The following is a 14,311-nucleotide window of genomic DNA, read 5'->3' on the forward strand; positions in this document are numbered from 1 at the left end:
AACGCCGGGCCGGGGGGCGGACTTGTCAGTGCAGGCTTCGGGGATGCGAGCCACCGGGCGGACGCGACGGTGCGGGGTCAGGGGATCGCCGCGCCGCCCGGGGTCGCTTCGGGGAGATCACTTCCTGGCGGCGGCCTTGGTTTCCGACTTCGACCACTTCTCGCAGTGGCCGGTCTTGCCTTGCTTTTCGCAAGTGCGGTTCTTGTGTTCGGACTTCACGGCGGTGGACTTGGCCGGCTGCGCCGCGGTGGAGGCGGCCTGCGGCGAAGCCGCGAACGCGGAGCCGGCGACGACGGTCATGGCAAGCAGCAGCAGGGCTTTGCGGGCGAGCATGGCGGAACTCCTGTGGACGTGGGCGATGGATATCGCAGGACCAAGGCTGCGCCCGCGCGGCTTGCGGGCCGGTTGCCCGGAGATGAAACATTCTTCATCCGGCGGCGGCGGGTACACTTCCGGCGACTGTCCCCACGCAGCATTCGATGAACGACACCGTCCGCCCCGTCTTCCACGGCTTCGAGCAAATCCCCCTCCGCGAATACGCCGAACGCGCGTATCTCGATTACTCCATGTACGTCGTGCTGGACCGCGCGCTGCCCTTCCTGGGCGACGGGCTCAAGCCGGTGCAGCGCCGCATCATCTATGCGATGAGCGAGCTCGGGCTCAACGCCGGGGCCAAGCCGAAGAAATCCGCGCGCACCGTCGGCGACGTGATCGGCAAATACCATCCGCACGGCGACTCGGCTTGCTACGAGGCGCTGGTGTTGATGGCGCAGCCGTTCTCGTATCGCTATCCGCTGATCGAAGGCCAGGGCAATTTCGGTTCGAGCGACGATCCGAAATCCTTCGCCGCGATGCGTTACACCGAATCCAAGCTCACGCCGATCGCCGAAGTGTTGTTGGGCGAACTGGCCCAGGGCACGGTCGATTGGGTGCCGAACTTCGACGGCACGCTGGACGAGCCTTCGTGGATGCCCGCGCGCCTGCCGCACCTGCTGCTCAACGGCACGACGGGCATCGCGGTGGGCATGGCCACCGACGTCCCGCCGCACAACCTCAACGAAGTGGTTGCCGCGTGCATCCGCCTGCTCGAGGATCCCGACGCGACCGTGCGCGACCTGTGCGAGCACCTGCGCGGCCCCGATTACCCGACGACGGCGGAGATCATCACGCCGGCCGCCGACCTGTTGTCGATGTACGAAACCGGCCTGGGCAGCGTGCGTGCGCGCGGCACGTTCGTGAAAGAACAGTCCAACATCGTCATCACCGCCCTGCCCTACCAGGTGTCCTCGTCGAAGGTCATCGAGCAGATCGCAGCGCAAATGCGCGCGAAGAAGCTGCCGTGGCTGGAAGACATCCGCGACGAATCCGACCACGAGAATCCCGTGCGCGTCGTGCTCGTGCCGCGCAGCAACCGCGTCGATGCCGAGCAGTTGATGGGCCATTTGTTCGCGACGACCGACATCGAGCGCTCGTATCGCGTCAACCTCAACGTCATCGGCGAAGACGGCCGCCCGCGGGTCAAGAATCTCAAGGAGCTGCTGAGCGAGTGGTTGGTGTTCCGCACCAACACCGTCGTGCGCCGCCTGCAGCATCGCAAGGAACGCGTCGAGCGCCGCCTGCACATGCTGGAAGGCTTGTTGATCGCCTTCCTCAATCTCGATGAAGTCATCCGCATCATCCGCACCGAAGACGAGCCGCGCGATGCGTTGATCGCGCGCTTCGCGCTTAGCGACGAGCAGGCCGACTACATCCTCGAGACGCGCCTGAAGCAACTGGCGCGCCTGGAGGAAATGAAGATCCGCGGCGAGCAGGACGAGCTGTCGACGGAACTGGAAAAGCTCATCGCCACGTTGGAAAGCAAGGCGAAGCTGAAGAAGTTGGTGAAGGACGAGTTGCTGGCCGATGCGAAGAAGTTCGGCGACGCGCGCCGTTCGCCGCTGGTCGCGCGCGATGCCGCGCAGGCGCTGGACGAAACCGAGCTGGTGCCGAGCGAGCCGATGACGGTCGTGCTCAGCGAGAAGGGCTGGATTCGCGCGGCGAAGGGACACGATGTGGATGCGGCGGCGCTGTCGTATCGCGATGGCGATGGTTTGCTCGCCGCGGTGCGTGGGCGGAGTACGCAGCAGGTCGCGTTCCTCGATTCGACGGGGCGCAGCTATTCCACCGTCGCGCACACGCTGCCGAGTGCGCGGGGCAATGGTGAGCCCTTGAGCGGACGCTTCGCGCTCGCTTCGGGCGCGTCGTTCCAGGCGATCGCCAGCGCCGACGATGAAACGCGCTTCGTGCTCGCGTCTTCGCACGGGTATGGCTTCGTCACCAAGTTCGTGAACCTCACGGGTCGTCAGAAGGCGGGTAAGGCGATGCTCTCGCTCACGCCGGGCGCGAAGGTGTTGCAGCCGGCGCAGGTGGGCGGGGTCGAAAGCGATCGCGTCGTCGCGGTCACGAGTGCGGGCCATCTGCTTGCGTTCGCGGTCAGCGATCTGCCGGAACTCGACAAGGGCAAGGGCAACAAGATCATCGAGATTCCGAAGGCGAAGCTCGGGACCGAACGTGTCGTCGCAGTCGCCGTCGTGCCGCCGGGCGGCAAGCTTTCGGTGAAGTCGGGGTCGCGTTCGATGACGCTGTCGTTCAAGGAGCTCGACGAATACATCGGTGCACGCGCGTCGCGTGGCGGGCTGTTGCCGCGCGGTTGGCAGAAGGTCGACGGCCTGGTCGTGGAATGAGCGAGGAGCTGCTGCGCGATCGCGAGAACTGGCTGGCGCGCTGGCGCGAGGGCCGGATCGGGTTCCACCAGGACACGCCGTCGCCCTTGCTCGTCGAATGTTGGGAGCGCGTGGGTGCGCCCGAAGGTTCGACGGTGTTCGTGCCGCTGGCCGGCAAGTCGGTCGACATGCCGTGGCTCGCCGAGCACGGGCATGACGTGTTCGGCGTGGAGCTGGCGTCGCTCGCGGTCGAGCAGTTTTTCGCGGAGCAGCGGTTGGAGGCGAAGGTCGAAGAGACGCCGAAGGGTGCGCTGTGGCGGTCCGGTCCGATCGCGTTGTTGTGTGGCGATGTGTTTGCGCTGGATGCGCAGGATCTCGCCAAATGCCGCGCGTTCTTCGATCGCGCCGCGATCATCGCGTTACCGCGCGGGTTGCGCCAGCGCTACGCGCGCGAGGTCTATGCGCAATTGCCGCGCGGCTGCGTCGGGCTGATGGTCACGCTCGAATATCCCGAACATGAAAAACAGGGGCCGCCCTTCTCCGTGCGCGAAGCGGAAGTGCGGGACCTGTTCGAATCCGACTGGACCGTCGACGTGCTCGTGCGCCGCGAGATCCTGGCCTACCAGGCATCGTGGCGGAACGAAGGCGTGACGGCCCTGCACGCGGTGGCATATCGACTGCAGCGGCGCTGACGCGCGTCGCACGAAGGGGGCTGCATGCGGCGCTGGATGATCCGGATCGGTTTGGGGCTGCTGGGGCTGTTGCTGATCGCGCTGTTCGCGCTGTGGCTGGCGATGCGCGCGAGCCTGCCGAAGCTGGAAGGCACGCAATCCCTGCCCGGCCTGTCCGCGCCGGTGACGATCCAGCGCGATGCACTGGGCGTGGTCACCATCAACGCCGCGAACGAAACCGACGCCCTGCGCGCACTCGGCTACGTGCATGCGCAAGAGCGCTTCTTCGAGATGGATTTGATGCGCCGCTCGGCGGCGGGTGAGTTGTCGGGATTGTTCGGCGAGATCGCGCTGGGCGTCGACAAGGCGGCGCGTTCGCATCGCATGCGCGCACGCGTGCAGGAGCGCTTGAATGAAATCGCCGGTGATCGGCGCGCGCAGTTGGAGGCCTACACGCAGGGCGTGAACGCGGGACTCGATGCGCTCTCCGCGCGGCCGTGGGCGTATCTGGTGTTGCGCCAGCATCCGAAGCCGTGGCGCGCGGAAGATACGCCGCTGGTCGGTTACGCGATGTACTTCGACCTGCAGGACGCGGGCAACAAGCGGGAACTCGCGTTGTGGAAGCTGCAATCGCACGTGCCGCCGGCCTTGTATGCGCTGCTCACGCACGATGGATCGAGCTGGGATGCGCCGCTGACGGGCCCGCCGACCGGCGACGCGAAGTTACCCGGTCCGGATGCATTGAACTTGCGCGACCTGCCCGTGCCCTTCCTCGCAGCGATTCCGTCGTTGCCCGATCCGCCCGCGATCGGCAGCAACAACTTCGCCGTCAGCGGCGATGCGACGCGCGACGGCCGCGCGATCCTGGCCAACGACATGCACCTGGCCTTGCGCGCGCCGAACATCTGGTTCCGCACGCGCCTGCGTTATCCCGATGCGCGCGCCGAAGCGGGCCGCGTCGATCTCAACGGCGTCACCCTGCCCGGCATGCCCGCGATCGTGGTCGGCAGCAATGGGCATGTCGCATGGGGTTTCACCAACGGTTACATCGACGCGGCGGATTGGGGACGGTTGGTGAAATGCGGCGAGGCGCGCTACCGCATCAAGGGCGCGTGCGTTCCCTTGCAGGTGCATCGCGAGCGCATCGAGGTTGCGGGCGGCTCTGCGGTCGACATCAATGTCGAGGAATCGCCGTGGGGACCGGTGCTCGACGAAGCGGAGAACGGCGATGCGCTTGCGCTTCGGTGGTCCGCGCATTTGCCGGGGTCGTTGCGATTGGCGTTCATGGACATGGCGTACGCCACCGATGTCGACGATGCATTGCGTCGCGCGAGTCGCGCGGCGATTCCCGCGCAGAACCTGCTGATCGCGGGGAAGCGCGACATCGCATGGCGCGTGATCGGTCCCTTGCCGCAACGTGCGGCCGGGTGCGATGCCCCGATGCCGGATGCGGGCACGTGCGCGCCGTGGGGATTGCGACTCGACGCATCGCCCGTGGTCGCGCGACCAACGTCGGCGCGGTTGTGGAGCGCGAACGCGCGAACGATCCAGGATCGACCCGGCGCCGCGCGTTTGTACGACGGGAATTTCTGGCTCGGCGTGCGCGCGCATCGCATTCGCAGCGATCTGTTCGAACGCCCGCAATTCGACGAGCGCGCGCTGCTCGAGATCCAGACCGATGATCGCGCGGTGTTCCTGTATCGCTGGTGGCAATTGATGCAGGCGCAGGCGAAAACCGACGGCACGCCTGCCTTGCATGCGCTGGCCGATGCGTCGCGCACCTGGGAAGGTCGCGCGATGCCCTCGTCCGTCAGCTTCCGCATCGTGAAGGCGTGGCGCCGCGCGGTGCTCGATCGCCTCGCCGATGGACTCACGGCACCGGCGCAGGCGGAGCTCGGGCAGGACTTCGTGATGCCGCAGATGCCGCAGCTCGAAGGCGTCGCGTGGCCGCTGGTCACGCAGCGGCCGATGCATCTGCTGCCGCGACGCTACAAGACGTGGACGGCATTGTTCGAAGACGCCGCGAAGGAAGTGCGCGCGGACCTCGAAGGCGAAGGCGAACTCGCCGAACGCACGTGGGGCGAAGCGAACGCCGCGCGCATCTGTCATCCCTTGGCGCGTGCGCTGTTCTTCGCGCGCAAGCTGTTGTGCATGCCGGCCGATCCGCTGTCCGGCGATGCGACCACGCCGCGCGCGCAATCGCCCGACAACGGCGCGTCCGAGCGCATGGTCGTCTCGCCGGGTCACGAAGCGGATGGCATCTTCCACATGCCGGGCGGACAGAGCGGGCATCCGCTGTCGCCGTATTGGGGCGCGGGACACGACGACTGGGTGCAGGGACGTCCCACGCCTTTCCTCCCGGGTCCGACAGAGCACACGCTTACGCTGAATTAGCGAAATTTCGTCTGCACCAACCGGCCGAATCCAAGAAGGATGGCTCGCACGCGCCACTACGATGCCGCGGCGTTTCCCTCCCCCTTATTGGAATCGAGCATGACCAAACTGAAACTGATCGCGCTGGCCCTCGCGCTCGCGCCGGCCACCGCGTTCGCCACCGACGGCCCCGGCTTTGCCTTCACGGGCGGCTACGGCAGCCTCGAAGGCGGCGGCAATCCTCTTGTCGGCGTTCCGCTCGAGATGCCGGGCCCGCTGGCGACCATCGACAGCGACGACAGCGACAGCGTGTGGAGCCTGTCGGCCTCGTGGTTCATCAACAAGCACTGGGCGGTCGAACTGTGGACCTCGCAGGGCGCCGAGCACCACGTGCACATCGACCCGGAGTTCGCGCCGGACATCCGCGTCGCCGAATACTCCACCGCGCCGGTCTCGCTGATGGCGCAGTACCACTTCGGTGGCATGGGTCGCTTCACGCCCTTCGTGGGCGCGGGCTGGCACTGGACCAACGTCAGCGGTGTCCGCACGAACGTGGCGTATGACGAGGTCACCGGCCTGAAGCTGTCCAGCGACAACGGCTTCGCCGCCGTCGCCGGCCTGGACTACGCCATCGCCGATGGCTGGTTCGCCCGCGGCGACGTCCGCTGGATGGATTCCTCCATGGACGTGACAACCCTCAGCAATCCGATGTCGCGCACGGTCAAGAGCGACAAGACCTATTACGGCGTGTCCATCGGTTACCGCTTCTGAGGTTCATGCCGCCGTCGCCGCGTCGTCCTCCACGGACGCGGCGGCGGCGTGCACTTCGCGCATGGCGCGGCCGGACGGGTCGGCGCGCGAGGCAAAACTCGCATCCCACGCGATCGCCGCCGGCGACGAACACGCGATCGACTTCCCACCCGGCACCGTGCGCGCCGCGGCATCTCCCGGGAACATCGCTTCGAACCACCGCCGATACAGGAACGCTTCCTTCGTCTCCGGCGTGTTGATCGGAAACCGCTCTGCCGCCGTCGCGAACTCCGCGTCGCTCACTTCGCGCGCGGCATAGGCCTTCAGTCCGTCGATCCAGCCGTAACCGACGCCGTCGCTGAACTGCTCCTTCTGCCGCCACAGGATCGCGTCGGGCAACGCGCCTTCGAAGGCCTCGCGCAACACCGCCTTTTCGATCTTCCGCCCGCCGCGCATGCGCACGCACTTCGCATCGGCATCCATCGCCATCGCGACATCGAGGAACGCCAGGTCGAGGAACGGCACGCGCGCCTCCACGCCCCAGGCCATCATCGCCTTGTTGGCGCGCGCACAGTCGAACTGGTGCAGCGCATCGAGCTTCCGCACGGTCTCGGCGTGGAATTCGCGCGCATCCGGCGCTTTGTGGAAATACAGATAGCCGCCGAAGATCTCATCGGCACCCTCGCCCGACAGCACCATCTTCACGCCCATCGCCTTGATGCGGCGCGCGAGGAGGAACATCGGAGTCGACGCGCGGATCGTCGTGACGTCGTAGGTTTCTACATGGCGGATCACGTCGGGCAGCACATCGAGCCCTTCTTCCAGCGTGTAGGTGAAGCCGTGGTGCACCGTGCCGATCGCGTCGGCGGCCACCTGCGCGGCGGCGAGGTCGGGCGAATCCGCCAGGCCGATCGCGAAGGAATGCAGGCGCGGCCACCAGGCTTCGCTGCGGTCGTCGTCTTCGACGCGGCGCCGCGCATGCAAGGCCGCGCACGCCGCGACGATCGAGGAGTCGAGCCCGCCGGACAACAACACGCCATAAGGCACGTCGCTCATGAGTTGGCGATGGACGGCGGATTCGAGCGCTTCACGCAACGCGGGCGGTGAGACTTCGACGCCACGCGTTGCCTCGTATTCGCGCCATGCACGGTCATGAAACGCAACGAGCGCACCGGTCGCGCTGTCGTACCAATGCCCGGGCGGAAACACCGCGACATCGGCGCAGACGCGCACGATCGCCTTCATCTCCGACGCGACCCACAAGCGCCCGTCTGCATCGTGGCCCCAGTACAGCGGACACACACCGAGCGGATCGCGTGCGATCACGACACGCTGCTCAGCCGCATCCCACAGCGCGAACGCGAAGATGCCGTTGAGGCGCGCGAACGCCTCCGGCCCGGCTTCGCGATACAGCGCGCTGACGATCTCGCAATCGGAGCCGGTCGTGAACGCGTACGGCGCCGCGAGCCCATCCTGCAATTCGCGATGGTTGTAGATCTCCCCGTTGACCGCGAGCACGAGCGCGCCGTCGGCCGACACGATCGGCTGCGCGCCGCCGGCCGGGTCGACGATGGCCAGGCGCTCGTGCACGAGCATCGCGTGGGCTTCGGCATGCACGCCGGACCAGTCGGGCCCGCGATGCCGTTGCAGCGCGGAGAGGGACAACGCGAGCGGGCGCAGCGGACGCAGGTCCGCGTGCGGGCGCGCGTCGAAGATGCCGAGGATGGAACACATGGACGGACTCCTTTGGATTTTCGGAGGCCGCTAACGCAGGAAGCCCGCGCTTGCGGCGCGGGCTTCGGGCGAATCTTTGCGTGGAAAACGTTCTATCGCACGCGCGAATCGCCGGCCCGCGGGAGGCTGGCGTTATTCGAATTGCGATTATTGGCGCGGGTGAACGTCATGGCACCGACCCTAGCGCTACGCGGGGGACTACGCAACCCCACCCCAGCCCTCCCCTGCTTGCAGGAGAGGGAGTTCAGGCGAGCAACCGGCGCATGAGGGCGAGATACAGCCCCGGCAGCGCTTCGAGGTCGGCGATCGACACATGCTCATCGACCTTGTGGATGCTCGCATTCACCGGCCCGATCTCGACGCACTGCGCGCCGAGCGGCGCGATGAAGCGCGCGTCCGAGGTTCCGCCGCCCGTGCTTTCCTCCGGCGCAGAACCTGCGATTTCAGCCAGCGTCTCGCGCGCCGCGGCACGCAGCGGACCTTCGGGCGTGTGGAACGGTTCGCCACCGCGATGCCAGTGGATCGCGTACTCGAGCGCGTGCTTGCGGAAGATCGCTTCGCACTCGGCTTCCAGCTGCGCTGCGCTCCAGTTCGGGTTGAAGCGCAGGTTGAACAAGACCTGCATCTCGCCGGGGATCACGTTGTTCGCGCCGGTGCCCGCGTGGATGTTGCTGATCTGCAGGCTGGTGGGCGGGAAGGTTTCGAAGCCTTCGTCCCATCGGCGCGCGACCAGTTCGTCGAGCGCGGGCAAAGCCTGGTGGATCGGGTTGCGTGCCTTGTCGGGATACGCGACGTGGCCCTGGATGCCGCGAATCGTCATCGTCGCCGACAAGGTGCCGCGACGGCCGACGCGCAGTAGATCGCCAAGTTTCGCTTTCGACGACGGCTCACCCGTCACGCACCAATCGATGCGCTGCCCGCGTTCGCGAAAGACGTCGGCGACGCGACGCACGCCATCGATCGCATCGCCCTCCTCGTCCGACGTGACAAGCATCGCGACGGTGCCGCGATGTTGCGGATGCGCGGCAACGAACTGCTCCAGCGCGACGACGAACGCCGCGACGCTGCCCTTCATGTCCGCCGCGCCGCGGCCGTACAACAGCCCGTCGCGTTCGGTCGGCACGAACGGATCGCTCGCCCACGCCTCGCGCGGACCCGACGGCACGACATCGGTATGACCGAGGAAAACGAGGACCGGCCCCTCGCTGCCGTGCGTCGCCCACAGATTGTCGACGTCACCGAAGCGCAGCGATTCGCACGCGAAGCCCGCACGCGATAGACGCGACGCGAGCATCGCCTGGCAGCCGTCATCGTCCGGCGTCACCGACGCGCGTTCGATCAGCGCCTTCGACAACGCCAACACGTCGCTCACTGGCGCACTCCGAACCGCAGCTTGAAGCCGTTGTCGGTGAATCCCTGCGTGACCGTGCCGTCGTCGGTGACGACAACCGGGCGACGAATCAGCTGCGGATATTCCTTCAGCAGCAACTGCCATTCCGGATCGCTGCCCGGCGTCTTGCGCCCCTGCGGGAGCTCGCGCCACGTCGTCGACGACTTGTTGATCAGCGCATCGAACCCGCCGGCCTGCTTCGCCCAATCGGCGAGCGTGGTGGCCGCCTGGCGATTGTCGCGATAGTCGACGAAGGTGTACGCGATGCCGAAGCGCTCCAACCAGTTGCGCGCCTTCTTGCAGGTGTCGCAGTTGGACAGGCCGTAGAGAGTGGTCATTGCTTACCCGCGCAAGAGGTCATTGATCGAGGTCTTCGAACGGGTCTTCGCATCCACCTGCTTGACGATCACCGCGCAGTACAGCGAGTGCGAGCCATCCTCCGCCGGCAGCGAACCGGAGACGACCACCGAACCCGGCGGCACGTAACCGTAGGTGATTTCCTTCGTCGCGCGGTTGTAGATGCGCGTGCTCTGGCCTAGGAAGACGCCCATCCCGATCACGCTGTGGTGGCCGACGACCACGCCTTCGACCACTTCCGAGCGCGCACCGATGAAGCAATGGTCTTCGATGATCGTCGGCGAGGCCTGCAGCGGTTCCAGCACGCCGCCGATGCCCGCGCCGCCGGAGATATGGCAATGCTTGCCGACCTGCGCGCACGACCCGACCGTCGCCCAGGTATCGACCATCGTGTTGGCGCCGACATGCGCGCCGATGTTCACGAAACTGGGCATCAGCACGACGTCCTTGCCCAGATACGTGCCGCGGCGCACGACCGTGCCCGGCACCACGCGCACGCCCAGCTTGCGGAACTGCGATTCGCCGAAGCCCTGGAAGCGCAGCGGCACCTTGTCCCAGAACGGCGCCGGCTCGCCTTCCATCAGCGTCATGTCGCGCGTGCGGAAGTACAGCAGCACCGCTTTCTTCAGCCACTCGTTGACCTGCCAGCCGCCTTTGCCATCAGGCTCGGCGACGCGGAACTCGCCGCTCTCCATGCCTTCGATCACGCGCTCGACCGACGGGCGCGTGGCCCACTCGATCTCTTCGGGCGTAAGCATCGTGCGGCGCTCCCACGCGCTGTCGATGTGGAACTTCAGCTCCTCCACGCTCAGGCCCGGCGCGGGCTGCGGCGTGGTGGATGCCTTCTTCCTCGTGGTCTTGCGGGCGGTCATCGTGGATCTCCATCGAAAAGGGCCGACAGCGCCGCGCGCAGGGCGTCGCGGCGCGCGTCGTCGAGCGCGTGGTCGCGCTCGTCGGTGAGTTGGAACACGTCCTCGGCGCGGGCGCCGAAGGTCGCGATGCGTGCATCGTGCACGCGCAGGCGCTGTGCACGGAAGACCTGCGTGACATCGGCGAGCAGGCCCGGTCGATCGGTGCAGACCAAACTGAGCAAGGTGCGGCGCCCGTCGGCGGCATCGACGAACCCGATCTGCGGTGCGATGCGGAAATGTCGCAGGTGGCGCGGCTGGTTGCGGCGCACCGGCTTGATCGTGTCGAGGTTCGCCACGGCGAGCGCGGTCGTCAGGCGTCGCTCGACTTCCTCCGCCGCCACCGCACGCTGGCCTTCGGCCGGCAGCACTTCGAACGTATCGAACACGCGCGCATCCGGGCCGTCGAACAGGCGCGCCTGCATGATCGCCAGGCCCGCGCGATCCAACGTCGCGACGATCGCCGCGAACAGGCCGTCGCGATCGGGCGCGAGCACGAACACTTCCAATGCACCGATGCGCGCCGCGCCCTGTGCGTTCAGAGTGCGCGCACTCACGCGCACGACGTCGGGCTTCGCGCCGCGCACGACGGTGGCCTGCCACGCGATCTGGTCGGGCCGCGCACGCAGGAAGGTTTCATCGGGCATCAGCGCGAACAGGCGCTGCGCTTCTTCGGCCGCGATGCCGAATTGCGCGAGCAGCGTCTGCGCGGACGCCCGCGCTTCGGCGATGCGGTCGGCGGCGGCGACGGGATGCTCGAGGCCACGACGCAAGGCCAGGCGCGTCGCCGTGTAGAGATCGGCGAGCAGGCGGTCCTTCCACGCGTTCCACAACTTCGGCGAGGTGCCGGCGATGTCGGCGCAGGTCAGCAGGTACAGCAAGTCCAGGCGTTCGCGGTCGGCGACTTCGTGCGCGAAGCGATGGATGACCTCGGGATCGGAGATGTCCTGCTTCTGCGCGGTGATCGACATCAACAGGTGCTTGCGCACGAGCCACGCGATGAGTTCGGTGTCGGCGTCGCTCAGGCCGTGCGCGACGCCGAATTCGCGTGCGTCGACGGCGCCGAGTTCGGAGTGATCGCCGCCCCGCCCCTTCGCGATATCGTGGAAGAGGCCGGCGAGCAGCAGCAATTCCGGCTTGCGCAGGCGTGGGTGCACTTCGTGCGCAATCGAGAAGCGCTCGTCCTGCGTACCCGCGGCGAAGCCGGCGATGTTCCGTAGCACCGCGAGCGTGTGCTGGTCGACGGTGAAGACATGGAACAGGTCGAACTGCATGCGACCGGATACCTGCGCGAACGCCGGCAACCAGCGCGCGAGCACACCAAGCCGCGCGAGGCGCGCGACGGTCTCGACCGCATGCGGACCACGCAGCAGCGCGATGAACTGTGCGCGCAGCTCGGGCGTCGCGTCGGTATACGCGGGAATGGTCGGCAGCGACTCGGCCAGCGCGCGCGCCGTTTGCGAATGTAGGCCGCGGATGCACGGTTGCGCCGCCCAGGTCGCGAACAACGCGAAGATCGCCGCGGTGTCGCCGTTCGGCCACTGTGGATCGCGCGCGGCGAGATAGCCGCGGCGCAATTCGAACGCAGCGTCGATCGGCTCGGGCGCGACTTCGCCTTCGAGTTGTTCCTCGAAGCGTTGCAGCAACCGATCGTTGATGCGCAGCACGATGGACGCGCTGCGATAGAAGCCCTGCATCATTTGTTCGACGGCGAGCGTGCCGTCGGCATCGACGTGCCCCAGGCGCGTGGCGAGCGTCTTCTGGTGATCGAAACGCAGGCGTTCTTCGCGGCGATTGGCGACCAGGTGCAAGCCGTAACGCAGGCGGGCGAGCGCGCGGCGTTCGCGTTCGAGCGTGGCGTATTCGTCGGCACCGAGCTGACCGAGGGCGATCATGCCCTGCGCATCGCGCTGGCCGAGCACGCGCAGCGCCATCCAGCGCAGCGTCTGGATATCGCGCAGGCCGCCCGGGCCTTCCTTGAGATTGGGTTCGAGGTTGTCCGAGGTGTCGCCGAAGCGCGCTTGCCGCACGCGCTGTTCCTCGCGCTTGGCGCGGAAGTATTCGCGCGCGGGCCACACATGGCGCGTGTCGATGGCGTGCAGCAGCGCGCGCAGGTCGTGTTCGTCGGCCACCAGCGGGCGCGCTTCGGACAGCGCGGTGAGCACGGTGATGTCTTCGCGCGCGGCGCTGGTGCATTCGTTGTGCGAACGCACGGCGTGGCCGGTCGGCAGGCCCGCGTCCCACAGCAGCGCGAAGAAGCGTGCGAGGGCGTCGTGTTGCGCGGTCTGCGCATCGGGTTCGGCGAGAACGAGCAGGTCGATATCCGACTGCGGATACAACTCGCCGCGGCCGTAGCCACCGACGGCGAACAGCGCGAGCTTCACGTCATCGGCGATGCATTGCGACCAGGCGTCGCGCACGATCGCGTCGACCGCCATCGCGCGGTCGCGCAGCAGCGTGTCGATGTCTTCGTTGCGGTCGAAACGCGCAGCGAGCGCGGCATCGGCGTCGATCAGGCGCGCACGCGCCTGCGCGGCCCATGCGGCGGGTTCGCTCGGCGGCGCGCTCGCCGCCGGCCTGGAGGCGGCGGCGGGATCTGTCATAGGTCGTTGTCGTCGCCGGGGACGCGGGTGAGGATCTCGACGCCGTCGTCGGTCACCACCACCGTGTGTTCCCACTGGGCCGAAAGCTTGCGGTCCTTGGTCACCACGGTCCAACCGTCGGGCAGCAGCTTGGTGTGGCGTGCGCCTTCGTTGATCATCGGTTCGATCGTGAAGGTCATGCCCTTCTTGAGCACCAGGCCTTCGCCCGGGCGGCCGTAATGCAGCACCTGCGGGTCTTCGTGATAGACCGTGCCGATGCCGTGGCCGCAGTACTCGCGCACCACGCTGAAGCGTTCGCCTTCGGCGAATTGCTGGATCGCATGGCCGATGTCGCCGAGCGTGGCGCCCGGCTTGACGGTGCGGATGCCGCGGAACATCGCCTCGCGCGTGGTGTCCACCAGCCGCTTGGCCATCACCGACGGCGCGCCGACGTAGTACATGCGCGAGGTGTCGCCATGCCAGCCGTCCTTGATGACGGTGACGTCGATGTTGACGATGTCGCCGTCCTTCAGGACCTTGGCTTCGCTCGGGATGCCGTGGCAGATGACGTTGTTGACGGACGTGCAGACGGTCGCGGGGAAGCCCCGGTAACCGACGTTGGCCGGGATGGCCTGCTGCACGTTGACGATGTGGTCGTGGCAGATGCGGTCGAGTTCGGCGGTGGTCACGCCCGGCTTCACGTGCGGGGCGACGACTTGCAGGACCTCGGCGGCCAGGCGGCCGGCGACGCGCATCTTCTCGATGTCCTCGGGGGACTTGATGGTGATCGACATGGGGGGATTATCGCCTCCCGGGGCCCTTCCCGGCCATCACATCCCCGCGC

11 protein-coding genes are annotated in these 14,311 nt (G+C 67.2%); 4 read left to right on the forward strand and 7 right to left on the reverse strand.

The annotated features are described in order from the left end of the window. Positions 1–117 precede the first annotated feature (117 nt). Entirely contained in the window at positions 118–333 is a 216-nt protein-coding gene (locus GN331_RS13870) for a hypothetical protein (RefSeq protein WP_156642825.1), read from the reverse strand. Between the two features lie 146 nt (positions 334–479). Here GN331_RS13870 and parC point away from each other — a divergent pair, with 146 nt between their 5' ends. From parC to GN331_RS13890, 4 genes are all read left to right on the forward strand, one after another. Next, positions 480–2,723 (forward strand): DNA topoisomerase IV subunit A, encoded by a 2,244-nt coding sequence (parC, locus tag GN331_RS13875; RefSeq protein ID WP_156642826.1) that lies wholly within the window; start codon positions 480–482, stop codon positions 2,721–2,723. Next, positions 2,720–3,394 (forward strand): thiopurine S-methyltransferase, encoded by a 675-nt coding sequence (locus GN331_RS13880; RefSeq protein ID WP_156642827.1) that lies wholly within the window; start codon positions 2,720–2,722, stop codon positions 3,392–3,394. The genes parC and GN331_RS13880 overlap by 4 nt, the downstream gene beginning before the upstream one ends. A 24-nt stretch (positions 3,395–3,418) precedes the next feature. Continuing rightward, positions 3,419–5,767: a penicillin acylase family protein gene (locus GN331_RS13885; protein WP_156642828.1), complete on the forward strand. Its 2,349-nt coding sequence runs from the start codon at positions 3,419–3,421 to the stop codon at positions 5,765–5,767. A 99-nt stretch (positions 5,768–5,866) separates the two neighbouring features. Then, positions 5,867–6,517, forward strand: coding sequence for an OmpW/AlkL family protein (locus tag GN331_RS13890; protein ID WP_197427146.1), 651 nt, complete (start codon positions 5,867–5,869; stop codon positions 6,515–6,517). Between the two features lie 3 nt (positions 6,518–6,520). Here the strand turns inward: GN331_RS13890 and asnB are convergent, their stop codons facing one another. The 6 genes from asnB to map all read right to left on the reverse strand — a co-directional run bounded on the left by asnB (position 6,521) and on the right by map (position 14,261). Then, positions 6,521–8,230: an asparagine synthase B gene (gene asnB, locus GN331_RS13895; protein WP_156642830.1), complete on the reverse strand. Its 1,710-nt coding sequence runs from the start codon at positions 8,228–8,230 to the stop codon at positions 6,521–6,523. Between the two features lie 244 nt (positions 8,231–8,474). Next, positions 8,475–9,602, reverse strand: coding sequence for a succinyl-diaminopimelate desuccinylase (gene dapE, locus GN331_RS13900; protein WP_197427154.1), 1,128 nt, complete (start codon positions 9,600–9,602; stop codon positions 8,475–8,477). Further along, positions 9,599–9,958 carry a Spx/MgsR family RNA polymerase-binding regulatory protein gene (locus GN331_RS13905; RefSeq protein ID WP_156642832.1) on the reverse strand — a complete coding sequence of 120 codons (360 nt, stop codon included), beginning with the start codon at positions 9,956–9,958 and terminating at the stop codon, positions 9,599–9,601. The genes dapE and GN331_RS13905 overlap by 4 nt, the downstream gene beginning before the upstream one ends. 3 nt (positions 9,959–9,961) lie before the next feature. Further along, entirely contained in the window at positions 9,962–10,849 is an 888-nt protein-coding gene (dapD, locus tag GN331_RS13910; protein WP_156642834.1) for a 2,3,4,5-tetrahydropyridine-2,6-dicarboxylate N-succinyltransferase, read from the reverse strand. Then, the gene (glnD, locus tag GN331_RS13915; protein ID WP_156642836.1) at positions 10,846–13,488 is read right to left on the reverse strand and encodes a [protein-PII] uridylyltransferase; all 2,643 of its coding nucleotides are present in this window, start codon (positions 13,486–13,488) and stop codon (positions 10,846–10,848) included. Before glnD ends, dapD begins: the two co-directional genes overlap by 4 nt. Further along, complete coding sequence (gene map, locus GN331_RS13920) at positions 13,485–14,261, reverse strand: type I methionyl aminopeptidase (RefSeq protein WP_156642837.1); 777 nt, start codon at positions 14,259–14,261, stop codon at positions 13,485–13,487. The genes glnD and map overlap by 4 nt, the downstream gene beginning before the upstream one ends. Positions 14,262–14,311 lie beyond the last annotated feature (50 nt).

Origin of the sequence: Noviluteimonas gilva, assembly GCF_009740395.1 — a bacterium.
GTDB classification, from domain to species: domain Bacteria; phylum Pseudomonadota; class Gammaproteobacteria; order Xanthomonadales; family Xanthomonadaceae; genus Noviluteimonas; species Noviluteimonas gilva.